The organism is Chromobacterium sp. LK1 (assembly GCF_001043555.1).
Lineage (GTDB): Bacteria > Pseudomonadota > Gammaproteobacteria > Burkholderiales > Chromobacteriaceae > Chromobacterium > Chromobacterium aquaticum.
In genome coordinates, this window is record NZ_LDUI01000040.1 from 148,301 (window position 1) to 175,179 (window position 26,879).

The following is a 26,879-nucleotide window of genomic DNA, read 5'->3' on the forward strand; positions in this document are numbered from 1 at the left end:
GCGCGTCCCGCCGTGTCCGCCGGCCGGTCCCGCTTATGGCAGGACCGCGCGCGTCAGGCGTGGTTGCATGGAGTATGCAGATAATTAACACAAAAACATCAAATGGCAAAAATAATAGACGGCACCACTACAGGACGATATGCTGGTTCGGCAAGCTGCGTCCCGCGCCTTGCGTAGAGCCGGGCCCACCCGGCCGCCGCGCCGCCGCACAGAACCTGTTCACGATCTGCGGCGATACCGATTTGAAAACAGGCTCCTAAGAGAGCCATGCAAAGAGAGAGAGAAGGAAGAGAACATGAACACCTGGAAGCACGCTCTGCTCGCGCTCGGCCTGACCGGCGCCGGCCTCGCTCAGGCCAATACCGTCAATGTCTACAACTGGTCCGACTACATCGCCCCCACCACCGTGCCGGCCTTCAGCAAGCAAACCGGCATCAAGGTCAATTACAGCGTCTACGACAGCATGGAAACCCTGAACGCCAAGCTGATGACCGGCCGCTCCGGCTTCGACCTGGTGGTGCCGTCCAATAATGTGCTGGGCCTGGGCATCAAGGCCGGGCTGTTTCAGCCGCTGGACAAAAGCAAGATCCCCAATTACAAGAACATCGACCCGGCGCTGCTGAAAATGATGGAAGTGTCCGACCCCGGCAATAAATACGCGGTGCCGTATTTCTGGGGCGTGATCACCCTGGGCATCAATGAGGAAAAGGTCAAGAAAGCGCTGGGCGGCAAGCTGCCGGCCAATGAATGGGACCTGCTGTTCAAGCCGGAATACGTGTCCAAGCTCAAGTCCTGCGGCGTCAGCGTCCTGGATTCCCCATCCGAATTCTTCCCGATGGCGCTGCACTACTTCGGCAAGGACCCGGGCAGCACCAAGGAAGCCGACTACCGCGCCATCATGCCGCAGCTCAACGCCATCCGCGCCAGCGTCACCCGCTTCTCCTCCTCCGGCTACATCAACGACATGGCCAGCGGCGAAGTCTGCCTGGCCATGGGCTATGGCGGCGACCTCAATATCGCCAAGCGCCGCGCCGCCGACTCCAAGAACGGCGTCAAGGTGGTTCCGCTGATGCCCAAACAGGGCGTGGCCATCTGGGTGGACAGCATGACCATCCCCAAGGACGCCAAGAACACCGCCAACGCGCTGGCCTTCATCAACTACAGCCTGGATCCCAAGATCGCCGCGGACAACGCCAATACCGTGACCTTCGCGCCGGGCAGCCTGCCGGCGCGGCAATTCGTCGGCAAGCAGTATCTGAATGAACGCTCCATCTTCCCCAATGCCGAAGACCTGAAAAACAGCTTCATCCAGAGAAGCGTCGGCCAGGATACGCTGCGCATCTACGGCCGGCTGTGGCAGAACTTCAAGCTGGGCCGCAGCTAAGAAGGTGTTTACGATCTCGCGAGCTAAGGCGAAAACGAGAGAAAAAGCGGAATGTACAAATGGTACATCAGCATTTTGAGCTCGGTCTCAACGCCGTAGCGCCGACGCGCAGCGGATCGTAAACAAGCTTCTAAGCCCGCCGCGCCAATGACCAACAGCCGCGATAAGCGGCTGTTGGTCATTGGGAACGATTCAAACGCGGCGCTTCAGCTCAACAACTGGCGCAACACATAGGGCAGGATGCCGCCGTGTTGGTAGTAATCCACCTCCACCGGCGTGTCGATGCGCAGCAACAAGGGCAGCTCGCGCTCGCCGCCGGCGGCGTCGCGGATCAGCAGGCGCACCCGCTGCTGCGGCGCGATGCCGTCCTCCAGCCCGCGCAGCTCGAAGGTCTCGTCGCCCTTGAGGCCGGCGGCGCTGTCGCCGTCCAGGAACTGCAGCGGCAACACCCCCATGCCCACCAGATTGGAACGGTGGATGCGCTCGAAGCTCTTGGCCACCACCGCCCTCACCCCCAGCAGCCGCGTGCCCTTGGCCGCCCAGTCGCGGCTGGAGCCGGTGCCGTACTCCTCGCCGGCGAAGATCAGCGTCGGCGTGCCAGCGCGCACATAGGCCATCGCCGCATCGTAAATCGACATCTGCTCGCCGTCCGGCTGCAGCAGGGTCAGGCCGCCCTCCACCGGCTTGCCGTCTGCGTCCGGCGCCAACATCAGGTTGCGGATGCGCACATTGGCGAAAGTGCCGCGCATCATCACCTCGTGATGGCCGCGACGCGAGCCGTAGCTATTGAAATCGCCGGGCGTGATGCCCTGCGCCTGCAGATACAGGCCGGCCGGCGAACTCGGCTTGATCGAGCCGGCCGGGCTGATGTGGTCGGTGGTCACCGAGTCGCCGAAGATCGCCAAGGCGCGCGCGCCGCGGATCGGCGGCTGCGGCGTCGGCTGCATCGCGAAATCCTGGAAGAACGGCGGCTCAGCGATATAGCTGGACGGCTCCCAGCCGTAAACCTCGCCCACGCTGGCGGCGATATCGTTCCACAGCGGGTTGCCGCTGGCGAAATCCTGATACAAGCGACGGTAAGTGGCCGCGTCCGTCGCTTGCAGCAAGGCGGCGCCCACCTCCTGCTGGCTGGGCCAGACATCGCGCAGATACACCGGCTTGCCGTCCACGCCGACGCCCAGCGGCTCATGTTCCAGATCGATATCCACCCGGCCGGCGATGGCGAAGGCCACCACCAGCGGCGGGCTCATCAGGAAGTTGGCCTTGATCGCCGGATGAATGCGCGCCTCGAAGTTGCGGTTGCCGGACAACACCGACGCGCAGATCAGATCCTGGCCGCTGACCTCGCTTTCCAGCTGCGGCTCCAGCGGGCCGGCATTGCCGATGCAAGTGGTGCAGCCATAGGCGGCGACGCGGAAACCCAGCTGCTCCAGCGGTCCCAGCAAATGCGCCTTGCCCAGGTAATCGGTCACCACCCGCGAACCCGGCGCCAGCGAAGTCTTGATATGGCCGGCCACGCTCAGGCCGCGCGCCACCGCCTTCTGCGCCAGCAGGCCGGCGGCCAGCATCACGCCGGGGTTGGAGGTATTGGTGCAGGAGGTGATCGCCGCGATCAGCACCGAGCCGTGACGCAGCTTGCCGCTGAAACCGCCGGCGCCCTCCTTGCCGTAGCCGCCGGCCTTGGCCGGCTGATGCAAGAGCTCGTTGAAGCGGTTTTTCAAATCCGGCAGCGCGATGCGGTCCTGCGGCCGGCGCGGGCCGGCCACGCTGGGCGCGACCGTGGCCAGGTCCAGCTCCAGCACGCTGCTGTAATCGATCTCGCCCGCCTGCGGCATGCCGAACATCTGCTGCGCCTGGAAATAGCGGCGGAACGCATCCACCTCCGCCTCGCTGCGGCCGGTGGCGGTCAGATAGGCGGCGGTCTGCTCGTCCGGCGGGAAGAAGCCCATGGTGGCGCCGTATTCCGGCGCCATGTTCGCCAGCGTCGCGCGGTCCTGCAAGGTCAGCGAGGCCGCGCCTTCGCCGTGGAACTCCACGAACTTGCCCACCACCTGCGCCTTGCGCAGCATTTCGGTCACGGTCAGCACCAGATCGGTGGCGGTCACGCCCTCGCCCAGCCTGCCCTTCAAATGCACGCCCACCACGTCCGGCGTCAGGAAATACACCGGCTGGCCCAGCATGCCGGCTTCCGCCTCGATGCCGCCCACGCCCCAGCCCACCACGCCCAGAGCGTTGATCATGGTGGTGTGCGAATCCGTGCCCACCAGGCTGTCCGGGTAATACACCCCATCCTTGCTCAGCACCCCGCGCGCCAGATACTCCAGGTTCACCTGGTGCACGATGCCTATGCCCGGCGGCACCACCTTGAAGGTGTCGAAGGCCTGCATCCCCCATTTGATGAAACGGTAGCGCTCCGCGTTGCGGCGGAATTCCAGTTTCATGTTAAGGTCCAAGGCATTGTTTTCGCGGAAGTGGTCGATCTGCACCGAGTGATCCACCACCAGGTCCACCGGCACCAGCGGTTCGATGCGCTTGGGCGGCTTGCCGGCGCGCTCGGCCACCGAACGCATCGCCGCCAGATCGCACAGCAGCGGCACCCCGGTGAAATCCTGCAGCACGATGCGCGCCACCACGAAGGGGATTTCCTCGCTGCGCGCCGCGCGCGGCTGCCAGCCGGCCAGCTGGCGCACATGCGCGTCGGTCACGCGCTGGCCGTCCAGATGGCGCAGCAAGGACTCCAGCACGATGCGCAGCGACACCGGCAGCCGGCCGACATCGCCAACCCCCAGCTCCGCCAGCGCCGGCAGCGAATGGAATTGACAGGACTGGCCCGACGCCAGGGTAAAGGAACGCAAAGTGGATTCGGAACGAAGCGACATGAAGGACTCCTGTTGAAAGCCAAGATGCAAGCAAGGACGAAAACATAAGGGAACGCCGCTAAAGTGCTCAGCCCTGAGGCGCTCCGCCAAGAGGTCAGACCGGAAAACAGGTCAATGGTTCAGCCCTGAACTTGCATTTAGCATACAATCGAAACCTCATTCCCGTGCGAAAGGCATGCCATGACACACAGAATAGAACACGATTCCTTCGGCGACATCGAAGTCCCCGCCAACGCGCTATGGGGCGCGCAGACCCAGCGCTCACTCGGCCACTTCGCCATCTCCAGCGAAACCCTGCCGCTGGAACTGATCCTGACGCTGGCCCAGGTCAAGCGCGCCGCCGCGCTGGCCAACCGCGAACTGGGCACGCTGCCGGCGGAGAAAGCCGACGCCATCGTCCTCGCCGCCGACGAAGTGCTGGCCGGCAAGCATCCGGACGCCTTCCCGCTATCGGTATGGCAAACCGGCTCCGGCACCCAGAGCAATATGAATATGAACGAAGTGCTGGCCAATCGCGCGTCCGAATTGCTGGGCGGCGAGCGCGGTCCGAGCCGGCGCGTCCACCCCAATGACGATGTGAACTGCGGCCAATCCTCCAACGACATCTTCCCCACCGCCATGCATGTCGCCGCCGCGCGCGCGGTGCACGACAAGCTGCTGCCGGCGCTGGGCCGGCTGCGCGCCGCGCTGCTGGACAAAGTGGCCGCCTTCGCCGACATCGTCAAGATCGGCCGCACCCATTTGCAGGACGCGACGCCGCTGACCCTGGGCCAGGAGCTGTCCGGCTGGGTGGACCAGTTGGAACAAGCCGAACACGCCATCCGCGCCGCGCTGCCAGGCCTCTATCAATTGGCGGTCGGCGGCACCGCCGTCGGCACCGGCCTCAACACCCATCCGGAGTTCGGCGCCCGCGTGGCCGCGGAACTCAATCACGCCTGCGGCCTGCCCTTCGCCAGCGCCGGCAACAAGTTCGCCGCGCTGGCCGGCCACGATGCGCTGGTGCACGCCCATGGCGCGCTCAAGCAACTGGCCACGGTGCTGATCAAGATCGCCAACGACATCCGCTGGCTGGCCTCCGGCCCGCGCAGCGGCCTGGGCGAACTGCTGATCCCGGAAAACGAGCCGGGCAGCTCCATCATGCCGGGCAAGGTCAACCCCACCCAGTGCGAGGCGATGACCATGCTGTGCTGCCAAGTGCTGGGCAACGACGTGGCGCTGTCCATCGGCGCCGCCTCCGGCAATTTCGAGCTGAACGTGTTCAAGCCGCTGATCGCGCACAATTTCCAGCAAAGCGCGCGCCTGCTCGCCGACGGCATGGACAGCCTCAACCATCATTGCGTGCATGGCATGCAGGCCAACCGCGCGCGCATCGAGCAACTGCTGGAGCAATCGCTGATGCTGGTCACCGCGCTCAACCCTCACATCGGCTACGACAAGGCCGCCGCCATCGCCAAGCTGGCCCACGCCAACGGCGGCACCCTCAAGCAGGCGGCGCTGGAGCTGGGCTATGTGACGGCGGAGCAGTTTGATCAGTGGGTGGATCCGAAGGCGATGATCTAAGAACCTCTGCTGTGCTTCGGCGATACGGCGTTGAAAACGACTTCGAAATGCTCATGTACCGTGTGTACATTCCGCTTTCTCAGCCGTTTTCGCCTTGTCTCGCTCTTGCTCGCGAGATCGTAAGCACGTACTAAAAGCCGGTTCACGCTCTTCCTCGCGGATGCTCGCGGCGAAGAGCATGAACAGGCGGCAGTCGCTCAGTCGAACAAACCCAGGGTTCGCGGCAGCAGCTGCGGCGCCGGCTTGGACGCGCCCTGGCGCGGCGCCAGCGGCGCGTCCTCCACCCGCATCTCCTCCGCCGGATACAGCCGCAGCAAGCGCTGCGCCTCCTCCGGCCGCCGCGCCGTCAACCAGGCCTGGTAGTCCTGCGGCCGCACGATCACCAGCGAACGCTTCTCGTCCTCCGGCTTATGGGTGCGGCGCATCAGCGCATGCGCCTCGGCGTTGACCGTCAATTGGGTGAAAGCGTGGCTGATCGAGCCGTCCGGCTCCGACCACGCGCGCCACAAGCCGGCCACCGCGAACGGCGCGTCGTCGGCCAGGCCGATGCGCCAGCGCAGCGCGCGGCCGCTTTCATACGAGGGTTCGAAGAAGGCTCGCATCGGCACCAGGCAGCGCTGGCCGGCGCGCCATGGGTAGCGGAAGTTTTTCAGCTCGGCCACGGTTTCCGAACGCGCATTGGTGGTGGACAGCCGCAGGCCTTCCGGCTGATGGCGCTTGGGCACCAGGCCGTAATTGCCCAGCCGCAGTTCCAAACCCTGGCGGCCGGCGACGATGAAGGGCGCGGCGTAGTCCTGCCACGCCTCTTCTTGCCAGACCAGCCCGCCGGCCTCGACGCCGAACAGCGGCAGTTGATCCGGATGGGGACACAGATAATTGACGCACATCGGTCCAGTCTACCGGATCTTGCGCCGGCCGGCCCGCCGCGGCGGTTTGACAAGCCCGCCCCAAGCGGCCACCATAAGGCCGCTATGCGCCGCTTCGCCCCTTACGCCAGCCAAGATTGGATTGACGCCTTTTTCTGAGGCGGGTTGGCGCGCGGCCAGACGAAGCCCGGCAACCCGCCCCAACCGGCGGGTTTTTTCATAGCTGCCCCTATCCCAAGGAGACTGTCATGCCAAGCAATGAACAATTCAAAGATACGGCCACTAAGGCGACACTGCACTTGGTTTGCGGCAAGATCGCGGCGGGCAAGTCCACGCTGACCCGCCGCCTGGCCGACCAGCCGCGCACCGTGCTGATCAGCGAAGACGATTGGCTGGCCAAGCTCTACCCCGGCGAAATCCGCACCCTGACCGATTACGTGCGCCGCTCGCAATCGCTGAAGGATGCGCTGGCGCCGCATCTCGCCGCCCTGCTCGGCCAAGGCCTGTCGGTGGTGCTGGACATGCCGGCCAACACCCTGGACAACCGCCGCTGGATGCGCGAGCTGATCGATGCCAGCGGCGCCGCCCACCAGCTGCACCACCTGGATGTGGACGACGATGCCTGCAAATCGCGGCTGCGCCAGCGCAATGCCAAGGGCAGCCACCCGTTCAGCGTCAGCGAGGCCGAGTTCGACCACATCACCCGCTACTTCGTGCCGCCCGGCGCGCAAGAAGGCTTCAACATCATCACCCACCGCAGCGCCGACGCCTGAAACCGGCATCGCCCCGCGCAGCGCCAGCCCCGGCTGGCGCTTTTTCATCCCCGCTGCACAAAAACAACGCCCTAAACCAGCCGCCGTCAATTTGCCAATGTCATTTACGCGCACGGTAAACGCCCATGCTTGCTGGCTTTGCGTCTTTTCGCTCCCAAATCATAACCATATGGTTATGTTAAAAGCTAACCGGCTGCCAGCTTACCACTCGGATATATTTAGGCTTGAATAGCCCACATGAACACGACCGAAATCCGCCGCTACAAGCTGGGCCTGTTGATCGCACGCGATTTCGACGGCAACGTCGCCCGATTCGCCGAGTTTATCGACCGCCGCCCTCCTCAAATCTACCGGCTGTTCTCCGACGCGCCAAGCGGCCGCGGCATGGGAGAAAGCCTGGCGCGCCACATCGAAAACTGCCTGGGCCTGCAGCGCTATTGGCTGGATGAAGAAGGCGACATGGACACGCTGCCGCCGTTGCGGGAGCGGGTTGCCGAGTACGAAGTGTCGCTATCGGAACAAGCCTTGCTGCAACTGCTGATCGACGACCTGCACCGCGCGATGCGCGGCAAGTCGCTCAGCCGCAAGAGCCTGATCTGCCTGCGCAGCATGGTGGACGCGTTGAGCCAGGACCTCAGCCGGGTCATAGACAACCAGCCGCTGGCGCTGCCCAATCCCGAGCAGGACGAACAGGACGACTGAGCCGTCGCGGCATTGCCCAATACGCAACACTCGTCCAAAACATAACCTCGCGGTTATTGTTATTTAATATCTTGATTGATAGGCTAGACCAGTCGCTTCGTCCATGATCATGGAGACTGGCATGACCTTCGAACCGTTACGCCCCAGACTCACCGATCACGGCAGCTGCATCGCCGTGGAAAGCCTGCGCCTGCTCAAGCCGCTGCCCAGCGTCAAGGCCATGCTGCACACCCCCAGGGGCGTGCTGCCGCGCAAGGTGTGCGCGGTGTGCATCCATCACCAGCGGCTATGGGCGGACCGCCACACCGGCTCGCTCTACTGCGCCGAAACCGGTTACAGCCTGCGCTATACCAGCTTGCGCCTTTATATCGCGCCCCAGCCGCATGAAGCCTGACCCGCCGCCGCCCGACACCGCCACGGCTTGCCGGCTGGCGATGGACACGCTGCAATCGCTGGAGCCGCTGCTCCACGCGATCACGCGGCTCAATCAATTGTCCGATCCGCGCGCGCGCCAGCACATCGCCGGGCTGTGCCAGCTGGCGACCACCATGCTGCAAGACAGCCACAACGAGCTGGACCTGATCCGCGAACAAGCCGAGACGCCGCCTCCGCGCTGAGCCGGCCGCCACGCCCGTCCCCGCCTGCCGCGCGGCGCTATATCCCCAAGCCTTGCGCCAATGCTAATCTTCAGCACAAGGCCGGCGTCCGCCGGCGCCCCATCGCCACCACCACAAGGACTCCCCGATGGACACCCTGCTGTTTCTGCTGCTCGCCGCCGCCATGCTGGCGCTGATCCTGCGCAAGCGCCAATGGGCTTACGCCTGCTGGGGCCTCGCCTTCGCGCTGACCCTGTACTGGTTCAAATTCCACGCCACCAGCATGCTGCCCATCTCCCTGTAAGGACGCGCCCATCATGTCGAAACTCACCGGCCAGCTGAACTTGCTGGGCCTGCTGCTGATCAATCTATTATTGCTGGTCGCCTTTTACTTCCAATTCGCCCAACATGAGCTGCCCTGCCCGCTATGCCTGCTGCAGCGCGTGGCCTTGAGCGCGATCGCGGTGGCGTTGGCCGCCAATGTGCTGCTGGGCGACAAGCCCGGCCATTACGGCATGATGCTGCTGGCCGCCGCCGCCGGCTTTCTGGTGGCCGGCCGCCAAGTGCTGCTGCACATCGCCCCCGGCGACGCCGGCTTCGGCCCGCCCATCCTCGGCCTGCACTTCTACACCTGGGCCGCCCTCGCCTTCTTCGGCGTCTTCATCGGCTGCGCGCTGCTGCTGATGCTGTGCCAGCAAACGCGCAGTTTCGACCAGCAAGCGCCGGCGCGGCTGGCCCCGCTGGCCAAGGCCGGCATCGCGCTCACCCTATTGCTGCTGCTGGGCAATGCCTTGTCGGTGTTCCTGGAATGCGGGCTGGCCGCCTGCGGCGAAAGCCCGGTCCGCTATCTGCTGCTCAATTGACGCGCGCCCGCGCCGCCGCTAAATCGACCAATCCTCATCCAGCGCGGCGGCGCGCGCCGCCGGCGCCTCCGGCCGCAGCACCAGCCACAAGGCCAGCGCGATCAACGCGCCGCCAAGCGCCTGCAGGCCGCTGACCGTCTCGCCCAGCGCCAGCCAGCTCCAGAACATGCCGAAGGGCGGAATCAGAAACGTCACCGTCAGGGCCTTCAACGGGCCGACATCGGCGATCAGGCGGAAATACAGCACATAAGCCAGCGCGGTGCACAGCAAGCCCAGCGCCAGCAAGGCGGCCCACACCCGCGGCCCCGCCTCCGGCCAGGACAGCGGCTGCGCGGCCGCCTGCCACAGCATGAAGGGCAGCAGCAGCAAGACCGCGCCCAGCTGGCTGCCCAAGGCCACCACCCGGCTGTCCAGCCCGCCGCGGTCCGCGATCCAGCGCTTGGTCAAAAAACCGGCCAGCCCGTAGCAAGCGGTCGCCGCCAGGCAGGCCGCCACGCCCCACAAGGCCGCCGGGTCCGTCGCCGGACCGGTGCGGGTCAGCACCGCCACCCCGCCCAGGCCGATCAGCACCCCGGCCAGCTTGTTGACGCCAATGCGCTCGCCAAACAGCGCCGCGCCGATCAACACCCCCATCAGCGGCGTGCTGGCGTTCAAAATCGCGCTATAGCCGGCCGGCAACACCCGCGCCGCCAGCGCGAACAATAGAAACGGCAGCCCGGAATTGATCACGCCCAACAGCAGCGTGGCGCGCAGCTTGCCGTGAAAGGACAGCCGCAAACGCAGCAGCGCGATCAAGCCCAGCAGGCCGGCCGCCCCCAGCGCCACCCGGCCCAGGGCCGTCGGCGCCGCGCCCAACACCGGCGCGACGATGCGCATGAATAAAAAGCTGCCGCCCCACAAGGCCGCCAGCAGCAGCAAACGTCCCAGACTCGCCATCCCCATGATGCTTCCCTCCACCTTGTATTGAATCCGCCTAAACCGGATACTGAAATCATCCATGCCGTCAGCCGCGCGAACAAACGATTTATCCTGTTCAAGCATTTAGCAAAGCTAAACTCACATGCCCAAGCCACCGCTGGAATCCCTGCGCTTCTTTGAAGCCGCCGCGCGCCGGCTCAGCGTCAAGCTCGCCGCCGAGGAACTCCACGTCACCCCCGGCGCGGTGTCCCAGCAGCTGCGCAAGTTGGAAGACTGCCTGGGCCAGCCGCTGTTCGAACGCCACGCCCGCGGCCTGGCCCTGAACACAGCCGGCCGCGACTACCTGGCCGCCTGCCAGCGCGCGCTGGCCGAGATAGACCGCGCCACCGCCCGCCTCATCGCCGCCCGCCGTGTGATCCTGCTCAGCTGCACCCCGTCGTTTGGCGCGCAATGGCTGATTCCGCGCTTGCAGGACTTCCTGCGCGCGCATCCGCGCATCGACGTCCACGTCAGCACCGGCAACCGCGTGGTCGATCTCGCCACGGAAAACATCCACTTCGCCGTGCGTCATGGCCTGGGCCACTACCCCGGCCTCAGCGCCAGCAAGCTGCTGGACGACGAACTGGTGCCGGTATGCGCGCCCACGCTGCCAGCGCGGCTGGACGCGCTCAGCGGCGAGCGGCTGTTGCACGACGAGCACCGCGGCGACTGGCGGCTATGGAGCCGCGCCGCCGGCCTGGACACGCTGGATTGCGAACAAGGCGTGGTCTGCGTCGATTCCAACGCCGCCATCGAAGCGGCGCTGGCCGGCCGCGGCTACGCGCTGGCGCGGCGCTCGCTGCTGCAAATCGAACTGGCCGCCGGCCGCCTACGCCCACTGCCGGCGCCGCCGCTGCCAAGCGCGCTCGCTTATTACCTGATACACCGCCCGGACACGGTGCGCGACCCGGAAATGGGCATCTTCAAACAATGGCTGCTGGAACAAGCGGCGGCGACCCAAAACAAAAGCCCGCCGAGCGGCGGGCTGGAGACGTGACAGCGTCTTGGCGGGATGTTTACAAACGCAGGTTCTCGATGCGGACCACATGCGGCGGCTTGCCGCCCAGCGGTTGGAAGATGTACACCGCCACCAAGTGCGGCTGCGCGCCGGGGTAGACCACTTCCGCGCTGGCCAGGAAGATGAAGTTCTCCCCCGCCACCACCTGGGTGGATACCGCCAAGGGCACGTATTTCACGCCCAGCAGGCCTTCGGTGGCCTGATGAAACACCTTGCGATCCTGCTCGTTCAAGGGCCGGAACCCGGACCAACCGCCCAGCAATTGTTCAGACATGATCATGCTCCCGTAATGAGTTATCCAACACTGGAGACCACACGGAGCAGGCGACGCCCGCCCCGCCCACAGCCGGTATAGCAAGCGCATCGAAGCCGGGGCAAGGTTTTAGTTATTACTACGTAATTGACTTTTATAATTTAATTACCATTTGTCATTAACATAGCGCCAAGCGGACTGAGCCCCCGCAAGTCCAAGCGCCAAGGCCGCCAACACACGCAAAAAACCCACGGTTTTCCGTGGGTTTTTCATTAGCAGTACGCGAGACCAAGCTCTCAGAAATTCAAAGCCTCGCGAGCAAGGGTGAGACAAGGCGAAAACGAGCGAAAAAGCGGAATGTACAAACGGTACATGAGCATTTTGAGCTCGGTTTCAACGCCGTATCGCCGAAGCGCAGCAGACTTTGAACAGGTTCTCAGAAATTCAAAGCCCAATCCGGCTGCAAATCCTTGATCAACTGCGGCGGCAGGCGTTCGCCCTCCACCAGCAAGGAGCATTCCAGCGAGAAATGCTTGGGATCGGACTTGGAAGCGATCAGCAACAAGCGCGGCACATCCGCGTACTGCTGCGAAGGCTTGATGGTTTTCCAAGCACCCTTGTCCCTCTGCCGGTACAGCGCGCAGACGCCGCCCTTCTCCTTGGAACAGCTGAACTTCAAATCCGGCCGTTGTACCACAAACTGCTTGAGCGTCATATCCCGCTGCCCCAGCAGCCGGAAACCCCAAGTATAAGTTTCCAATACGCCATTGACGTCCGACGGACCATTGGTGTTGTAGAAGTGCTCTTCCACGTAATTGCGCAAGGCCCACTGCGGCGTCAGCGCCACCGGCTGTTCGATGGCGGAATGGCGCAGCAGCGAAGTCAAACCCTCGGACGCGCCGCTGACATCCTCCTCCATCTCGCGCGCCTGATCGCGGATAGGCTGCATCCGCAGCGCGGCGCGGCCGTTCTCCACCGTCACCGGCAGACCGGGAATGGCCTTGCCGGGCTCGGCGATGTACCGGAAAAAACCACCGTCGCAATTGAACATCTGGCGCAACGCCTCATCGTCGGCATGGGCATGCAGGCTGAGCAACATCAAGAAGGGCAAGAGTTTTTTCATTGGCTTTGACCTGAGCTTTTTTAGGAAGCCGACGATGCTAACATAGAAATTACATTTTCATTTTTGACTGTATTTACAAGAACATACGCATTTATCATTATCTGGCGCGCAACGCGCCCCGCCCACCGTCTCGGCGCCTGCCCTCATTCCTGTATCGCCTCTATCCAACAAAACACCGCCCAGAGTCACAAGGACTTGCAATTTGACAACCAGTTGTCAATAATGGCAACCAGTTGTCGAAAAGAGAAACCCTATGTCCACCAAGCAAAACCATCGCCCTCAAGACATCACCGATCTGATGCTGCTGATCTTCCGCCTGAACGGCACCCTGCTGGAAAGAGGCGACCAACTGGTCGCCCACCTGGGCATCAATAGCGCGCGCTGGCAAGTGCTTGGCGCGGTGGGCCTGGCCGGCGCGCCGCAAACCGCGCCGCAGATCGCCGCCCGCATGGGCATCAGCCGCCAAGGCGCGCAAAAGCAACTGCACAAGCTGGTGGAAGAAGGCTATTTCGAGGTACAAGCCAATCCCCAGCACGCCCGCTCTCCGCTGTACCGGCTGAGCGCCCTGGGCGAGCGCACCGTCGCCGGCACCCAGCACAGCCAGACGCAATGGACCGAGCAACTGGCGCGGCAATTGCCCGACGCGGATTTCGCCGCCGCCTGCCACACCCTGCGCCAACTGCTGAGCACGCTGGACGCGCTCAGCCCACCGATTGGAGAAGAGCCATGAACCGTACTCTCAAGCTGATCCACTTCATCGCGCTGGCCCTGTTCCTGGGCAGCATCCTGGCCTGGGTCGTGCTGTCCGAAACCAGCCCGACCACGCCGGCCCTGCTGGCGCAGACACGGCAGCAAATCCAGACCGGCACCTGGGCGCTAACCGTGCCCGGCCTGTGGCTGATGCTGTGCAGCGGCCTGCTGCTGGGCTACCGGCGCTACGGCCCGCGCAACCGCTTCTTCCAGCTCAAGCTGGGCCTGACGCTGCTGATTCTGCTCAACGCCTCCTTGGTGGTGGTGCCGGCGGTGGACCAGGCCAATCAGCTGGCGCAAGCCGCGCTGCTGAATGGCTCGGGCGGCGCGCTGGGCGCGGACTTCCACGCCGCCACCCTGCGCGAGGCGATAGGCGGCGGGCTGAATATCCTGCTGATCCTGGCCACCGCCGCCGTTGGCGTCTGGCGCAGCGGCAGCCGCGGCCGCTTCAAGGCGGACGCCCCTGGCGTCAACGCAGGCGCTGCTGCAGAAATTCGATGAAGCGCTGGGTCTTGGCCGGCAGCAAGCGGGTTTCGGTCAGCGCATACACCGGCACCGGCGTGCCGCGCCAGCCCGGCAGGACTCGGCGCAGCGCGCCGTTGGCCACCTCATCGGCGACGATCTCCTCCGGCATCAGCACAATGCCCATGTCCAGCGTCGCCAAGCGCTTGGCCAAGCCGATGCTGTTCAAGGCGAAGCGGCTGTCCACCGCCACCTCGAGCTGCCGCCCCTCGCCGTGAAAGCGCCAGACGCCGGGCTTCAACACGCCCAGGCATTGATGTCGCGCCAGCGCCTCCGGGGCTGATGGCTCGCCCGCGCGCGCCAGATAAGCCGGCGACGCGTATAGATGCGGCGTCAGCGCGCCCAGCGGCCGCGCGATCAGCTGCGAGTTTTCCGGCACGCCCATGCGCACCGCGACATCGAAGGGCTCGCTCACCAGATCGACGCGCCGCGGCGTCAGGTCCAGATCGAAATCAATGCCGGGATGAAGCCGCGCAAACTCGGCGATCATCGGCGCCAGATAGATCACGGCGAAATCCACCGGCAGCGAGGCGCGCAGCACGCCGCTGGGCTGGGCCAGCATCTCGCCCAGTTGCTCATGCGCCAGCCTGGCCTCGTCGACGATGCGGCGGCAGCGCTCGTAATACAGCAACCCGGCCTCGGTCAGCTCGATGCGGCGAGTGGTGCGATGCAGCAGCCGCAGCCCGATCGACTTTTCCAGCGCGGCAATGCGCCGCGACAGCGTGGAATTCGGCACCCCGGTCGCCTCCGCCGCGCGGCGAAAGCCCTTGGCCTTGACCACCTCGACGAACAAGACCATATCGTTCAGCAGTTCCACCCCATTGCTCCAAAAATGGATCAGTCTTCTCCAGAATACCCCATTTATCCCACAGGAAAAGCGCGAGATGATGGCGACACCCCCGACACCCAGGAGACAAGCCATGAACACCGTATTCGATCCCATCCGCCTCGCCGGCCTCGGCTTGCAAAACCGCCTGGCCATGGCCCCGATGACCCGCTCGCGCGCGCTGCCGGACGGCAGCCTGAACCCGCTGACCGCCCGCTACTACGCTCAGCGCGCCGGCCTTGGCCTGATCATCAGCGAAGGCACCCAGCCGTCCGACGCGGGCCAAGGCTACCTCGCCACGCCCGGCATCTACACCGACGCCCACGTCGCCAGCTGGCGGCAAGTCACCGACGCCGTCCATGCGCGGGGCGGCCGCATCTTCATCCAGCTGATGCACGCCGGCCGCATGAGCCACCCGGACAACACCCCGCGCCATGAACCGGGCGTCGCGCCCTCCGCCATCGCGCCGGGCGCCGATATGTTCACCGCCACGGGAATGCAGCCGATTCCCAGCCCGCGCGCGCTGAGCACAGAACAAGTGCGCCAGACGGTTCAGGACTTCCGCCACGCCGCCCGCCGCGCCATCGAGGCCGGCGCCGACGGCGTGGAAATCCACGGCGCCAACGCCTATCTGATCCAGCAATTCCTCGCGCCCAGCGCCAATACCCGCGACGACGAATACGGCGGCTCCATTGAAAACCGCGCCCGCTTCGCCATCGAAGTGGCCACCGCGATCGCCGAGGAAATCGGCCCGGACAAGACCGCCATCCGCCTGTCGCCCGGCCTCAGCCTCTGGGGCATAGACGAAGGCGAGCAAGGCCCGGCGCTGTACCGCTATCTGGTGAATGAACTGAACAAGCTGGGGCTGGCCTATCTGCACCTGATGCACCTGGGCGACGAGGCCTTGCTGGCCGAGCTGCGCCGGCTCTGGCAAGGCGCGCTGATCCTCAACCGTCCGGGCCGCCCACGCGAACAGATCGGCGCCGACATCGCCGCCGGCCTGGCGGAGCTGGAATCCTACGGCGCCATGGTGCTGGCCAACCCGGACTTTGTGGAACGGCTCAAGCTGAATGCGCCGCTGAACACCGCCGACAAGGCCAGCTTCTACGGCGGGAACGAACAGGGTTATACCGACTACCCTACCCTGCGCGACGCGCAGCCGGCCTGATCGCGGCAGCGGCCGGCGTTGCGGCGCCGGTCCGCTGTTTAGCGCGGCAGACTTTGAACAGCTTCTTACTTCGAATACCGGGCGATATACTGCTCTCCCCGCTTCCTGGCCGCCGCCAGCCGCGCGCCGCTCAGCTTGGTCTCGGCCAGATCCAGATTGCCCGGCGCGGTGTGGCTGCCGTTCACCTTGGCCACCGCGAACCAGGCGTAAGCCTCGACGGGATCGGCGCCCACGCCCAAGCCCTGCAAATACATCCAGCCCAGATTGGTCTGCGCGCGGGCCAGGCCCTGCACCGCAGCCAAACGATATAGTTCCACCGCCTTGACCGCGTCCGCCGGCACGCCCAGGCCGTTGGCGTACATCCAGCCCAGGTTGGTTTGCGCCAGGTCATAACCGCGGTCCGCGCCTTTCCGATACCAGTCCGCAGCCTGGCCATAATCCTGCTCCACGCCTCGCCCGCCTTCATACATCCAGCCTAGGCTGACCTCGGCGTCCACCAGGCCCTGCTGCGCCGCCTTGCGGAACCAGCGGGCGGCCTCGGCGTCGTTCTGCTCCACGCCCAAACCGTTCAGATACATGAAGCCAAGATCATGCTGCCGCTCGGCCTCGCCTCGCTCCGCCGCCTTGAGCAGCGTGGCAAAGGCCTTGCGGTACAGCTCGGCCGCCGCCTCCTGAGCCGCCTCCCCGCCGTCGGCGGCATAGAGATCGGCCAGATCGACCTGCGCGCCGGCTTCGCCCTGCTCGGCGGCCTTGCGCAACCACAACAAGGCCTGCTCCCGGTCCTGCGCCACCTTGACGCCGTCCTTGTACATTGCGCCCAACGCCGCCTGAGCGCCGGCGTCATTGTTCTGCGCCTGCTGCCGTATCTGCGCCAGCGGCTTGTCCAGCCACGCCTTCGGCAGCGTGGCCGCGTTCACCCCGCCGGCCAATGCCAGCAGGCCAAAGCACAACACGCCTAGTTTTCTCATCATCCGCTCCCGCCTTCACTCATGCGCCACGCGGCCAGCCTGGCCGGCGCGCGGCACCTTGACCACGAAATGCTTGCCGCTCTTGAGCCCGCCCATGAACACCTCGCCGGACTTGCTCATCAAGAAGGGGGAAGCTTCCAACTCCTCGCCTTGGGGCATCTCCACCCCGTGTTGTTGCAGATAATCGGCGAACTTGATCGCCGTGTCGGAATCGTTCCAGATCACCGGAACAGAATCGTCCGTGCTTTGCAGCCGGCGCGTGAACATACTTGTCTTCAGCTCATGCGCGCTGCCTATCATCATCCGGCCATCGGCGCTGACGCCGGACACGCTCCCCTCCGGCTCCGCGCCCAAGCCACTCAGCACTTTCACGCCCACGCTCGGGGTCCAGACAATGGGGATGTTGGACCAGTGACCATACAAGGGCCGCCTATAGTTGTCCGCCGTGCCGACGAGAACCGCGCCGTCCTGGCTGGCGTCAAAGAAAGCCGGCAGGCCGGCGCCGATGCCATACAGCGCTTGCAGACCCTGCGGCTGCCAACCATCGGCCTGGCTCCAGATGAAGAAAGTGGACTGGCCGGCATCCCACAACTTGCGCCCCTGCAACAAGGTCAGGAAGTAATGATCGCCAAATTTTTTCGGCGCATAGCGCTCACCCAAGGGGAAAGCCGGCGCCTTCGGCACCACCTGCTGGCGGCCATTGGTGCACCAGGTGTCGCCCTTCGGCAGCGCCAGCGCGCAAGTGTAATCCGCCGCGACATAGGGCACGCGATAGGCCACGCCCTCCTTGTCCACCGAGAAGCTGACCCAGGCCCGGTTGCTAAGGTAGGCGTTCACCACCGGGCCAACGCCGTCGCCGACAAACAGGTATTCCGTGTCGTAATCCTTGTCACCGTAAAGCTTGACGCCTTGCTGGCTGATCACCACGAAACGGCCCTTGATCTCCTTGGAAAACAAGGCGCCGCTCTTGAGCGTGCCGGCCACCCAGGAACCATCTTCCGCCACATGATCCAAACTCAAGTCGCCCTTGACCGGGAATTGATCCTCGACAATCCAAAACTGCTTGGCGGCGGGAAAGCCCTCCGCGCGCGCACCGATGACGGCGCCGCACAGCAGCAAACCCAAGCCCATCTTCTGAATCATGCCGCGCATGCCTGTTCTTTCTTTTCCAATAAAAAGCCCCGCCAGCGTCGGCCGGCAGGGCATTCTATGAAATTAGGCTAAACGAGGCTAACAAAACGTCAGTTTTACCGCAGAGGCGGCGGCCTTGGCCCCTACCCCATGCGTAATGCGCGATGCGGTCCCCGCTAGCCGGCGCGCGGCACTTTGACCACGAAATGCTTGCCGCTCTTGAGCTTGCCCATGAACACCTCGCCGGACTTGCTCATCAAGAAGGGAAAAGCCTCCAATTCCGCATCTTTGGGCATCTCCACGCCATGTTGTTGCAGATAGTCGGTGAACTTGATCGCCGTGTCGGAATCGCTCCAGATCACTGGGTAAGGATCGCCGGTTGTTTGCAAGCGGCGCGCGAACACATTCATCTTCAGCTCGCTAGCACTGCCTATCATCACCCGGCCATCGGCGCTGATGCTGGATACGCCGCCCTCCGGTTCCGCGCCAATGCCATTCAACACTTTCACGCCACCGCTCTGGGTCCAGACTATGGGCACACTTTGACTCAACCAGCCACCATTCAATGGCCGCTTATAGTGACTGGCATGGCCGACGATGATCGAACCATCCTGGCTGCCGTCAAAGAAGACCGGCCGCCCGGCGCCAATGCCGTACAGCGCCTGCAAGCTCTGCGGCTGCCAGCCCTGGGCCTGAGTCCAGGTAAAGAAGGTGGACTGGCCAGCCTCATACAACAGCCTCCCCTGCAACAGGGTCAGGAAATAACGTCCGCCATACATTTCCGGCGCAAACTTTTCAGGCGTCAAAGGTGCTGGCGCCTTCGGTACTTTCTCCTGGCGGGCATTGGTGCACCAGGTATCGCCCTGCGGCAGCGCCGCCGCGCAAGCGTAATCAGCCGCGACATAGGGCACCGGATAAGCTTCGCCATCCTTACCCACCGAGAAGCTGACCCAGGCCTTGTTGTTGTGATAGGTATTCACCACCGGGCCGACCCCCTTCTTGACGAAGTGATATTCCGCCTCGGCGTTCTCGCCGCCGTAAGGCTTGACGCCTTGCTGGCTGATCACCACGAAGCGGCCCTTGATCTGCTTGAAGATAAAGGCGCCGCCACTGAGCGTGCCGGCCACCCAGGAGCCGTCCTCCGCCACATGCCGCAAATCCAGGTTGCCCTTGACCGGGAACTGATCCTCGACAATCCAAAACTGCTTGGCGGCGGGAAAACCCTCCGCGCGCGCGCCGATGACAGCGCCACATAACAGTAAGCCCAAGCCAATCTTCTGAACGATGCTGTACATGCCTATTCTTTCTTCTTCAATAAAAAACCCCGCCAGCGTCAACTGGCAGGGCATTCTATGAAATTAGCCTAAAGCCGCCAAGCGCGGCTTGACTCAGGCCAAACCGTACAGCCAGCGGCTCAAGGCTTACGCTTGTTCTCCAGCCAGCTCAGCAGATCCCGGCTGCGCTGTAACTGGTGCATCGCCTCCACGTGGCGGAACAGGTTCAGCTGCCGCCCGGCCACCACCAACAGCACTTCCAGATAGTTGAAAAAGCCACGGCGCAGGCCGTTGCGGTAGCTGCGATCGCCGTGATCCATATCCCTGGCAATGCGTAACAGCAAGCCGTGACCGGCATCTGGCGAATTGGTCTTCAGCCACTGCGCCAGGTGGGCGGCATATTGGCGGCCCAGCATGCTGGCCTCGGCGTAGTCCTTAGGCTCGGCCGGCTGCCAGTAATGCGGGTAGTCGCGTCCCGGCAGATAACGGACAAAAGGCAGGCGGATTTCCTTGGTTTCCAGCGAAGTGAAGCGGTATAGCGAACGCGGCAGCGCTGGTTGTTGCTGAGAGTCGCTGCCCTGCTGGACGGCTTGAACCTTGGAATGGGATGGAGTGGATTCGATGTTGGGCATCGGACGGACTGACTTCGCCATTGCAACCTCCTTGAATGAAGGGCCTGGCCGATAGACGCGGCAAGGCGGGCACATGACAAGGTTAGTCTCACCGGCATCCCAGCCCCGGCGCGCCCATGGGCGCCCCCGCCATGGCCCGCCCGGATTTTAGGCAAAGCAATAGCAACCAGACACGAAAATGCCGCTTTCGCGGCGTGTCCGCTGGGATGGATTGCAGGAGACTAATCCTGGCGCTGTTTGTGCGGCAGCGCGGAGGCCATTGTTGGCTAGATGGCGGGGGGAGTCAAGCCCATTTGTTCCAGCAAATAGTCGGCCGTCAGTTTCAGCAAACAATAATGGGCCAATCATGGTTATCAGTTCGAGCGGAGATAAAAATCGCAGAATCAAATTAGCCATCAAAACACAACCTCTCAGCCTACAAACACCCTACGCCATACTTTACAATAAAAGAAAACCCTATCATATTTAAAATCAAACACAACCGACCCTAATCTAGCACATACAAAAAAGAGAACAATTCCAAGCCACACAGCCACGACCACATCATAATTAAAATTACACTCCTTAAGAACCTCCCAAACAAAACTCGAAAAAACTCCACCACAAACACCAAAAACTATACCAAGCAGTGCAACACCCCACGGCCTTTCCAATATCCCACGATCCAACGAATATACATCTAGCCACCCCTTGGAATTTAAAATTACATCGCCAAACGACTCAAGAGGCACCTTTGAACTTTCCAATGAATGTAGAAAAGGCACATGATTAACCCCGTCAAAGACCTTAACATCAACCCCTGCCTTTTCACAAAAAACAGCAAGAGATTTTTTGGTCGATGAAAAAAACTCATACAAAAAAACCATCTCAAAGAAAAATACAGGAAAATAGGAAAAAAACCCTCCCTTATCACCCAGCGCCATGCAAAAAGAAAAAAGCATCATACAAAATGTAAAGCCATAAACAAATGGCTGCCCTGAGTTTTTAAACCCATCAAAAAAGGTAAGACAGAACACCTTCCAAAAACCAAACCTCAAATAGTTACTGACAAAAATTTCCACAAAATCTCTCCACACATAAAAGCATTATCAGAAAGACCCCATTACATCCTTACAACACAAGCTTTCAAAACCATACAACACAAAGAAACCACCTTACGACAGGCACCTTCACTCCGCTCTCGACACCTAAACCAAAACCGACTCAACCTCAACCAAAATTTCATACATTCTTTAAAATCAAGCCCTACATCAACCTTGAGGGCCAACATCTAAAACAAAAATACAGAAGATCATATCACCCAGAAACATCGCCACAATATAAGGACTGCAAATCCTGTACCAATTCGCGCCGGATTTCACTTACGTGCTTTTGCAGACTCACCACCGTCATCACGCATTGGCCCACGCCATCTTGTACATTAACTTCATATTGCTCGCCAGCCTTGGCGATAAAACTGGCGGACTTCCGGCAGTAATTCGCATACATCGGCGCAGGGACAAAGGCAAAATTGACACGAGCACCATCATTGAACTCAAGTTCAGTCACGCTATCATCATCCGCGCCCTTAGGGTCCAACATATCTACTCGCAATGGCTTGTTAAATAAAGAGGTAAACGCTTCGCCAAAACCATAAACGCCAATCAAGGCGGTGCCTTCGTTGCACTGGTCATTTGGGTACAACCTCAAAGCACCACCCTTAACAGAGGAGATGAAGCGTACTTTCGCCACGCCTTCTTTCAGAGGCTGAACCACCTCTTTAGGCTGCGCCACTGGAACGGGTTTAAATGAGCCCAAGGAAGACAAACCACCATCACTCGGCATTTCCTTATAGGTGATTCGTACCATGCGGTCATCCATCATCACCTGAGGCAATAAGACATAGCTCATGCCTGGCTTCAAACGCATTACAGTATTGGGAAAGCCATAGGATTCTCCTTTCCCCACCCACATCGATATTTGGTATACGCCCGGGGGCAACCGCACATCATCATAACTTTGAAAAAAACCCGGCGCTGACACCACTTCCTTACCATGCGAATCCCACACCCTCATAAGTTCACCGCATGGCTGCGCCCTTTTACACTCTGGCACTTTTAGAATTGACACTCTCGCATCAGGCAGCTGCTCCGCCATACCAACCGCCATATTTATCCGTGTCGCACAACCAGACAAGCCAATCAGCACTGCCAGTGCCCATACCCCCGCCATCTTCATGCCATTCATCCTTTTAAAATTCTTTTTCTAAAAACCCAATTCAAACACCACAAAACCAATCAACTCGCAACAAGATTCGCCACCTCTTGAAGCCAAAATATTCACAAAACCTAACCCCTATTACGCAAAACCCCCGCCATCTTTCGATGACGGGGGTTTATCGCCAATGGCGCTTAAACGATCAAGCCAGCTTAGCCAACTGCACCTTGATCTTGTCTAGCTTGTCGTTCAACTCGGCCAACTGCGCCTTGTCGCGCTCCACCAGATGGGCCGGGGCTTTATCGACATAGCCCGGCTTCTCCAGCTTGGCGGTGAGCTTGGCCAGTTCGGCTTCCGCCTTGCCCTGCTCTTTCGTCAAGCGCGCGGTTTCCGCCGCCTTGTCCACTTCCACCTTCAGCATCAGGCGGGCGTCGCCGGAGATGGCCACCGGGGCGTCGTCTTCCGGCAGCGCGGCCACGATGGAGCCTTCGGTCAGCCGCGCCAGCAGCTTGAGGTAGGGCACGAAGTCCGCCACCGTGGCGTCGCCGGTTTCGATGAACAGCGGCGCTTTGACGGCCGGGCCGATGCCCATTTCGCCGCGCAGATTACGCACCGCGTTGACCATGTCCTTGAACGCGTCCATGCGGCTGTTGGCGGCGGCGTTGATCTTGCCGGCGTCCGCCACCGGCCACGGGGCCAGCATGATGGACGGGGTGGTCTTGGCGTTGGCCAGCGGGGCCACGGTCTGCCACAGCTCTTCGGTGATGAAGGGCATCAGCGGGTGGGTCAGGCGCAGCGCCACTTCCAGCACGCGGACGATGGTGCGGCGGGTGGCGCGCTGCTGGGCTTCGTTGCCGGTTTGCAGCTGCACCTTGGCCAGTTCCACGTACCAGTCGCAGTACTCGTTCCAGATGAATTCGTAAATGGTCTGGGCGGCGATGTCGAAGCGGTAGGTTTCCAGCGCGTTGGTGACGTCGATCTCGGCCTGTTGCAGGCGGCCGATGATCCACTGGTCAACAAAGGAGAATTCCAGCGGCAGGCTTTCGTCCTGGCCGCAGTCCTTGCCTTCCACGTTCATCATCACGAAGCGGGTGGCGTTCCACAGCTTGTTGCAGAAGTTGCGGTAGCCTTCGGCGCGTTTGAAGTCGAAGTTGACGCTGCGGCCCAGGGTGGCGTAGCTGGCCATGGTGAAGCGCAGCGCGTCGGTGCCGTAAGCCGGGATGCCTTCCGGGAACAGCTTTTCCGTGGCCTTGGCGATGGCCGGGGCTTTTTCCGGGCGGCGCAGGCCGGTGGTGCGCTTGGCCACCAGCGGTTCCAGCGCGATGCCGTCGATCAGGTCCACCGGGTCGATGACGTTGCCCTCGGACTTGGACATCTTCTTGCCTTCGTGGTCGCGCACCATGCCGTGGATGTAGACGTCGCGGAACGGGACCTTGCCGGTGAAGTGCTTGGTCATCATGATCATCCGGGCAACCCAGAAGAAGATGATTTCGTAGCCGGTCACCAGCACGTTGGAGGTGAGGAAGGCGCGCAGTTCGGGGGTGTCTTGCGGCCAGCCCAGGGTGGAGAACGGCACCAGGGCGGAGCTGAACCAGGTGTCCAGCACGTCTTGTTCGCGGCGCAGGGTCTTGCCCGGCGCTTGCGCCTGGGCGTCGGCCTCGCTGCGGGCCACGTAGATGTTGCCGTCTTCGTCGTACCAGGCCGGGATTTGGTGGCCCCACCACAGTTGGCGGCTGATGCACCAGTCCTGGATGTTCTTCATCCACTGGTTGTAGGTGTTGACCCAGTTTTCCGGGATGAAGCGCACTTCGCCGCTTTCCACCGCTTCAATCGCCTTGGCGGCGATGGATTGGCCGGTGGGGTCCGGATTGCCGTCTTTGTCCAGCGCCACTTTGTCCATGGCAACGAACCATTGGTCGGTCAGCAGCGGTTCGATCACGGTGCCGGTGCGGTCGCCGCGCGGGACCATCAGTTTGTGCGGCTTGGTGTCCAGCAGATAGCCCTGGGCTTGCAGGTCCGCCAGCATGGCTTTGCGCGCGTCCTGGGTGCTGAGGCCGGCGTAGGCGGCCGGCAGTTCTATCGTGCCCTGGGCGCTGCCGTCGAAGCCGAAGATCTGCGCCTTGGCCAGGATTTTGGCTTCCAGGCTCATCACGTTGATGAGCTGGGTGCCGTGGCGCTTGCCCACTTGGTAGTCGTTGAAGTCGTGCGCCGGGGTGATCTTGACGAAGCCGGTGCCAAACTCCTTGTCCACGTATTCGTCGGCGATCACCGGGATCTGGCGGCCGGTGAGCGGCAGTTCCAGTTGCTTGCCCAGCAGGTGCTGATAGCGTTCGTCGTCCGGGGCGATGGCCACGGCCACGTCGCCCAGCAGGGTTTCCGGGCGGGTGGTGGCGACGGTGACGAACTCATCGCTACCCACCACCGGGTATTTGATGTGCCACATGTGGCCGTCTTCTTCCTCGGAGATCACTTCGAGGTCGGAGATGGCGGTGCCCAGCTTGGAGTCCCAGTTGGACAGGCGCTTGCCGCGGTAGATCAGGCCCTGTTCGAACAGGCGGACGAAGACTTCGGTCACCACTTCGGCGCGGGTGTCGTCCATGGTGAAGTATTCGCGGTCCCAGTCCACGGAGCAGCCGACGCGGCGCATCTGGCTGGTGATGGTGCCGCCGGATTGCTCTTTCCATTCCCACACTTTGGCGGTGAAGGCGTCGCGGCCCAGCTCGTGGCGGTTGACGCCCTGCTCTGCCAGTTGGCGCTCCACTACGATCTGGGTGGCGATGCCAGCGTGGTCGGTGCCGGGCACCCACAAGGTGTTGTCGCCTTTCATCCGGTAATACCGGGTCAGACCGTCCATAATAGTCTGATTGAAGGCGTGGCCCATGTGCAGGGTGCCGGTGACGTTGGGCGGCGGCAGCTGGATGGCGAAGGACGGTTTGGCGGTGTCCATGCTGGGCTTGAAGTAGCCGGCCTGTTCCCACTGATCGTACCAGCGACGTTCGATGTCGCCGGGTTCAAAGCTTTTGGCAAGTTCCATGGTGATGAATCGTAGTTCTTCTAGAATGGAAAAAATGGGTCGATTATACCCGGTTTTGGGGCGTTCTCCGAGAACCGGCGCAGGCGGATCAGACAGCAGCAACGGGATAAGCGGACGATGAGCGAAGAAACGCGCGTTTTGGTGATCGAGGACAGCATGGTGTTGATCCGCCCCTTGTGCCGCATGGTGGAGGAAATCGGCCTTACGCCGGTGCCGGTGTGTTCGCTGCTGGAGGTGCGCGAGGCGTTGGCGTCCGGCCAGTCTTTCCTTGCCGCGGTGGCGGATTACAATTTGCCGGATTCGCCCGGCGGCGAGCATTTGCCGCTGCTGTTCCAGCAGGCCATTCCCACCATCGTGCTGACTTCACGCAACGACGGCGAGGTGCGCGACCGCATCCTGCAGCTGCCGGTGGTGGATTACGTCAGCAAGGAGAGCCCGGCGGCTTTTGATTATGTGATGCGGATGCTGACCCGCATCCGCAAGAATCCGGGCATCAAGGTGTTGGTGGTGGATGATTCCGCGTCTTACCGCCAGTTTCTGCGCGAGAACCTGGAGCGCCACCGCTACCAGGTGCTGGAGGCGGAGGATGCCAAGCAGGCGCTGGAGATCTTGCACCGCGACAAGCACATCAAGCTGGTGCTGAGCGACAACGATATGCCGGGCATGGACGGGGTGCGCATGACCAGCACGATACGCCGCTTCCTGGATCACGACCGCCTGGCCATCATCGGCATTTCCGGCAACCAGGACCCCACCATGACCACGCGCTTCATCAAGGCCGGGGCGGATGATTTCCTGCAAAAGCCGTTCAATTTCGAGGAGTTCTTCTGCCGCATCACCCGCAATGTGGAGTTTGTGGAGAACCTGGAGTCCTTGAAGGAAACCGCGGACCGCGATCCGCTGACCGGGCTGTCCAACCGCCGCCATTTTTTCGAGCAGGTGATGCAGTTGAAAAGCGGCTACGGGGTGGCGGTGCTGGACATTGATCATTTCAAGCAGGTGAACGATCAATACGGCCACGATGTCGGTGATCAGGTGATCTGCAATACCGCGCGGCTGATGGAGCAGTTTTTCCCGGACGGCATCGTCGCGCGCTTCGGCGGCGAGGAGTTCGTGATCCTCAGCCCCTGTCCCATCGAGCTGGACATGGTGTGCCGGCTGGAGAGCCTGCGGGTGGCGCTGGAGAGTTGCATTCTGACCACGGTCAAGGGCGGGCTGCGCTACACGGTGAGCATAGGCGTGGCGGCGTCGGACATGCCGGAGATCAGCCGTTTGCTGAAGCTGGCGGACGAGCGGCTGTACCACGCCAAGCAGCATGGCCGCAATCAGGTATGCGGCGGCTGAGCGCGGGTGCAAAGCCCGCCGGCTTCCGCGCGCCCTGCCCGATAAGCCCCCCGCCCGCCC

The 26,879-nt window shown here is 62.5% G+C and carries 26 protein-coding genes; 13 read left to right on the forward strand and 13 right to left on the reverse strand.

Going from position 1 to position 26,879, the window contains the following annotated elements; all coding sequences use genetic code 11:
- The first annotated feature begins 295 nt into the window (after positions 1-295).
- Complete coding sequence (locus tag VI26_RS17820; RefSeq protein WP_048411091.1) at positions 296-1,384, forward strand: polyamine ABC transporter substrate-binding protein; 1,089 nt, start codon at positions 296-298, stop codon at positions 1,382-1,384.
- Positions 1,385-1,590: 206 nt separating this feature from the next.
- Here the strand turns inward: VI26_RS17820 and acnA are convergent, their stop codons facing one another.
- Positions 1,591-4,263 (reverse strand): aconitate hydratase AcnA, encoded by a 2,673-nt coding sequence (gene acnA, locus VI26_RS17825; RefSeq protein WP_048411092.1) that lies wholly within the window; start codon positions 4,261-4,263, stop codon positions 1,591-1,593.
- Between the two features lie 180 nt (positions 4,264-4,443).
- Between acnA and fumC the strand changes: the two genes are divergently transcribed.
- Positions 4,444-5,823 carry a class II fumarate hydratase gene (gene fumC, locus VI26_RS17830; RefSeq protein WP_048411093.1) on the forward strand — a complete coding sequence of 460 codons (1,380 nt, stop codon included), beginning with the start codon at positions 4,444-4,446 and terminating at the stop codon, positions 5,821-5,823.
- 197 nt (positions 5,824-6,020) lie between these two features.
- Here fumC and VI26_RS17835 read toward each other — a convergent pair whose 3' ends face one another.
- Entirely contained in the window at positions 6,021-6,710 is a 690-nt protein-coding gene (locus VI26_RS17835) for an SOS response-associated peptidase (protein ID WP_048411094.1), read from the reverse strand.
- Between the two features lie 227 nt (positions 6,711-6,937).
- Here VI26_RS17835 and VI26_RS17840 point away from each other — a divergent pair, with 227 nt between their 5' ends.
- The 6 genes from VI26_RS17840 to VI26_RS17860 all read left to right on the forward strand — a co-directional run bounded on the left by VI26_RS17840 (position 6,938) and on the right by VI26_RS17860 (position 9,623).
- Entirely contained in the window at positions 6,938-7,462 is a 525-nt protein-coding gene (locus tag VI26_RS17840; RefSeq protein ID WP_048411095.1) for an ATP-binding protein, read from the forward strand.
- 237 nt (positions 7,463-7,699) lie between these two features.
- Complete coding sequence (locus tag VI26_RS17845) at positions 7,700-8,164, forward strand: hypothetical protein (RefSeq protein WP_048411096.1); 465 nt, start codon at positions 7,700-7,702, stop codon at positions 8,162-8,164.
- 121 nt (positions 8,165-8,285) lie between these two features.
- Complete coding sequence (locus VI26_RS17850) at positions 8,286-8,558, forward strand: hypothetical protein (RefSeq protein ID WP_048411097.1); 273 nt, start codon at positions 8,286-8,288, stop codon at positions 8,556-8,558.
- Positions 8,548-8,781: a hypothetical protein gene (locus VI26_RS17855; RefSeq protein WP_048411098.1), complete on the forward strand. Its 234-nt coding sequence runs from the start codon at positions 8,548-8,550 to the stop codon at positions 8,779-8,781. Before VI26_RS17850 ends, VI26_RS17855 begins: the two co-directional genes overlap by 11 nt.
- A 127-nt stretch (positions 8,782-8,908) precedes the next feature.
- Positions 8,909-9,064, forward strand: coding sequence for a DUF5993 family protein (locus VI26_RS24670; RefSeq protein ID WP_156183934.1), 156 nt, complete (start codon positions 8,909-8,911; stop codon positions 9,062-9,064).
- A gap of 13 nt (positions 9,065-9,077) precedes the next feature.
- On the forward strand, positions 9,078-9,623 hold the full coding sequence (locus VI26_RS17860; RefSeq protein WP_048411099.1) for a disulfide bond formation protein B: 546 nt from the start codon (positions 9,078-9,080) through the stop codon (positions 9,621-9,623).
- Between the two features lie 18 nt (positions 9,624-9,641).
- Here the strand turns inward: VI26_RS17860 and VI26_RS17865 are convergent, their stop codons facing one another.
- Positions 9,642-10,565 carry a DMT family transporter gene (locus tag VI26_RS17865; protein WP_048411100.1) on the reverse strand — a complete coding sequence of 308 codons (924 nt, stop codon included), beginning with the start codon at positions 10,563-10,565 and terminating at the stop codon, positions 9,642-9,644.
- A gap of 118 nt (positions 10,566-10,683) precedes the next feature.
- Here VI26_RS17865 and VI26_RS17870 point away from each other — a divergent pair, with 118 nt between their 5' ends.
- Complete coding sequence (locus tag VI26_RS17870) at positions 10,684-11,577, forward strand: LysR substrate-binding domain-containing protein (RefSeq protein WP_048411101.1); 894 nt, start codon at positions 10,684-10,686, stop codon at positions 11,575-11,577.
- Positions 11,578-11,596: 19 nt separating this feature from the next.
- Here VI26_RS17870 and VI26_RS17875 read toward each other — a convergent pair whose 3' ends face one another.
- Together VI26_RS17875 and VI26_RS17880 are read right to left on the reverse strand one after the other, a co-directional pair.
- The gene (locus VI26_RS17875) at positions 11,597-11,872 is read right to left on the reverse strand and encodes a hypothetical protein (RefSeq protein WP_048411127.1); all 276 of its coding nucleotides are present in this window, start codon (positions 11,870-11,872) and stop codon (positions 11,597-11,599) included.
- Between the two features lie 415 nt (positions 11,873-12,287).
- A complete protein-coding gene (locus VI26_RS17880; RefSeq protein ID WP_156183935.1) occupies positions 12,288-12,974 on the reverse strand; it encodes a hypothetical protein in 687 nt (228 codons plus the stop codon).
- A gap of 253 nt (positions 12,975-13,227) precedes the next feature.
- Between VI26_RS17880 and VI26_RS17885 the strand changes: the two genes are divergently transcribed.
- Both VI26_RS17885 and VI26_RS17890 read left to right on the forward strand, forming a co-directional pair.
- Complete coding sequence (locus tag VI26_RS17885) at positions 13,228-13,704, forward strand: MarR family winged helix-turn-helix transcriptional regulator (protein WP_048411103.1); 477 nt, start codon at positions 13,228-13,230, stop codon at positions 13,702-13,704.
- Positions 13,701-14,225 carry a hypothetical protein gene (locus VI26_RS17890; protein ID WP_048411104.1) on the forward strand — a complete coding sequence of 175 codons (525 nt, stop codon included), beginning with the start codon at positions 13,701-13,703 and terminating at the stop codon, positions 14,223-14,225. Before VI26_RS17885 ends, VI26_RS17890 begins: the two co-directional genes overlap by 4 nt.
- Here VI26_RS17890 and VI26_RS17895 read toward each other — a convergent pair.
- Complete coding sequence (locus tag VI26_RS17895; protein WP_231581048.1) at positions 14,194-15,063, reverse strand: LysR family transcriptional regulator; 870 nt, start codon at positions 15,061-15,063, stop codon at positions 14,194-14,196. The two genes, VI26_RS17890 and VI26_RS17895, sit on opposite strands and share 32 nt — an antisense overlap.
- 103 nt (positions 15,064-15,166) lie before the next feature.
- Between VI26_RS17895 and VI26_RS17900 the strand changes: the two genes are divergently transcribed.
- The gene (locus VI26_RS17900; protein WP_048411105.1) at positions 15,167-16,240 is read left to right on the forward strand and encodes an alkene reductase; all 1,074 of its coding nucleotides are present in this window, start codon (positions 15,167-15,169) and stop codon (positions 16,238-16,240) included.
- 65 nt (positions 16,241-16,305) lie between these two features.
- Here the strand turns inward: VI26_RS17900 and VI26_RS17905 are convergent, their stop codons facing one another.
- The 7 genes from VI26_RS17905 to VI26_RS17930 all read right to left on the reverse strand — a co-directional run bounded on the left by VI26_RS17905 (position 16,306) and on the right by VI26_RS17930 (position 25,475).
- Complete coding sequence (locus tag VI26_RS17905; RefSeq protein ID WP_231581049.1) at positions 16,306-17,208, reverse strand: tetratricopeptide repeat protein; 903 nt, start codon at positions 17,206-17,208, stop codon at positions 16,306-16,308.
- Positions 17,209-17,223: 15 nt separating this feature from the next.
- Positions 17,224-18,360, reverse strand: coding sequence for a hypothetical protein (locus VI26_RS17910; RefSeq protein ID WP_048411106.1), 1,137 nt, complete (start codon positions 18,358-18,360; stop codon positions 17,224-17,226).
- Positions 18,361-18,515: 155 nt separating this feature from the next.
- Positions 18,516-19,634: a hypothetical protein gene (locus VI26_RS17915; RefSeq protein WP_048411107.1), complete on the reverse strand. Its 1,119-nt coding sequence runs from the start codon at positions 19,632-19,634 to the stop codon at positions 18,516-18,518.
- Between the two features lie 119 nt (positions 19,635-19,753).
- Positions 19,754-20,266, reverse strand: coding sequence for a hypothetical protein (locus VI26_RS17920; RefSeq protein WP_156183936.1), 513 nt, complete (start codon positions 20,264-20,266; stop codon positions 19,754-19,756).
- A gap of 389 nt (positions 20,267-20,655) precedes the next feature.
- Positions 20,656-21,306, reverse strand: coding sequence for a hypothetical protein (locus VI26_RS24675; protein ID WP_156183937.1), 651 nt, complete (start codon positions 21,304-21,306; stop codon positions 20,656-20,658).
- A gap of 235 nt (positions 21,307-21,541) precedes the next feature.
- Entirely contained in the window at positions 21,542-22,462 is a 921-nt protein-coding gene (locus VI26_RS17925; protein WP_156183938.1) for a hypothetical protein, read from the reverse strand.
- A 181-nt stretch (positions 22,463-22,643) separates the two neighbouring features.
- Positions 22,644-25,475 (reverse strand): valine--tRNA ligase, encoded by a 2,832-nt coding sequence (locus tag VI26_RS17930; RefSeq protein ID WP_048411110.1) that lies wholly within the window; start codon positions 25,473-25,475, stop codon positions 22,644-22,646.
- Between the two features lie 117 nt (positions 25,476-25,592).
- Between VI26_RS17930 and VI26_RS17935 the strand changes: the two genes are divergently transcribed.
- On the forward strand, positions 25,593-26,819 hold the full coding sequence (locus VI26_RS17935; protein WP_048411111.1) for a diguanylate cyclase: 1,227 nt from the start codon (positions 25,593-25,595) through the stop codon (positions 26,817-26,819).
- Positions 26,820-26,879: the final 60 nt, after the last annotated feature.

Coding starts and splice junctions, on each gene's coding strand:
- VI26_RS17855 (WP_048411098.1), top strand. CDS start 8,548: ATGAAGCCTGACCCGCCGCCGCCCGACACCGCCACGGCTTGCCGGCTG.
- VI26_RS24670 (WP_156183934.1), top strand. CDS start 8,909: ATGGACACCCTGCTGTTTCTGCTGCTCGCCGCCGCCATGCTGGCGCTG.
- VI26_RS17910 (WP_048411106.1), bottom strand. CDS start 18,360: ATGCGCGGCATGATTCAGAAGATGGGCTTGGGTTTGCTGCTGTGCGGC.
- VI26_RS17875 (WP_048411127.1), bottom strand. CDS start 11,872: ATGTCTGAACAATTGCTGGGCGGTTGGTCCGGGTTCCGGCCCTTGAAC.
- VI26_RS17850 (WP_048411097.1), top strand. CDS start 8,286: ATGACCTTCGAACCGTTACGCCCCAGACTCACCGATCACGGCAGCTGC.
- VI26_RS17890 (WP_048411104.1), top strand. CDS start 13,701: ATGAACCGTACTCTCAAGCTGATCCACTTCATCGCGCTGGCCCTGTTC.
- VI26_RS17870 (WP_048411101.1), top strand. CDS start 10,684: ATGCCCAAGCCACCGCTGGAATCCCTGCGCTTCTTTGAAGCCGCCGCG.
- VI26_RS17820 (WP_048411091.1), top strand. CDS start 296: ATGAACACCTGGAAGCACGCTCTGCTCGCGCTCGGCCTGACCGGCGCC.
- VI26_RS17860 (WP_048411099.1), top strand. CDS start 9,078: ATGTCGAAACTCACCGGCCAGCTGAACTTGCTGGGCCTGCTGCTGATC.
- fumC (WP_048411093.1), top strand. CDS start 4,444: ATGACACACAGAATAGAACACGATTCCTTCGGCGACATCGAAGTCCCC.
- VI26_RS17920 (WP_156183936.1), bottom strand. CDS start 20,266: ATGGCGAAGTCAGTCCGTCCGATGCCCAACATCGAATCCACTCCATCC.
- VI26_RS17900 (WP_048411105.1), top strand. CDS start 15,167: ATGAACACCGTATTCGATCCCATCCGCCTCGCCGGCCTCGGCTTGCAA.
- VI26_RS17840 (WP_048411095.1), top strand. CDS start 6,938: ATGCCAAGCAATGAACAATTCAAAGATACGGCCACTAAGGCGACACTG.
- VI26_RS17885 (WP_048411103.1), top strand. CDS start 13,228: ATGTCCACCAAGCAAAACCATCGCCCTCAAGACATCACCGATCTGATG.
- VI26_RS17935 (WP_048411111.1), top strand. CDS start 25,593: ATGAGCGAAGAAACGCGCGTTTTGGTGATCGAGGACAGCATGGTGTTG.
- VI26_RS17925 (WP_156183938.1), bottom strand. CDS start 22,462: ATGAAGATGGCGGGGGTATGGGCACTGGCAGTGCTGATTGGCTTGTCT.
- VI26_RS17905 (WP_231581049.1), bottom strand. CDS start 17,208: ATGAGAAAACTAGGCGTGTTGTGCTTTGGCCTGCTGGCATTGGCCGGC.
- VI26_RS17865 (WP_048411100.1), bottom strand. CDS start 10,565: ATGGGGATGGCGAGTCTGGGACGTTTGCTGCTGCTGGCGGCCTTGTGG.
- VI26_RS17930 (WP_048411110.1), bottom strand. CDS start 25,475: ATGGAACTTGCCAAAAGCTTTGAACCCGGCGACATCGAACGTCGCTGG.
- VI26_RS17835 (WP_048411094.1), bottom strand. CDS start 6,710: ATGTGCGTCAATTATCTGTGTCCCCATCCGGATCAACTGCCGCTGTTC.
- VI26_RS17880 (WP_156183935.1), bottom strand. CDS start 12,974: ATGAAAAAACTCTTGCCCTTCTTGATGTTGCTCAGCCTGCATGCCCAT.
- VI26_RS17915 (WP_048411107.1), bottom strand. CDS start 19,634: ATGTACAGCATCGTTCAGAAGATTGGCTTGGGCTTACTGTTATGTGGC.
- acnA (WP_048411092.1), bottom strand. CDS start 4,263: ATGTCGCTTCGTTCCGAATCCACTTTGCGTTCCTTTACCCTGGCGTCG.
- VI26_RS17845 (WP_048411096.1), top strand. CDS start 7,700: ATGAACACGACCGAAATCCGCCGCTACAAGCTGGGCCTGTTGATCGCA.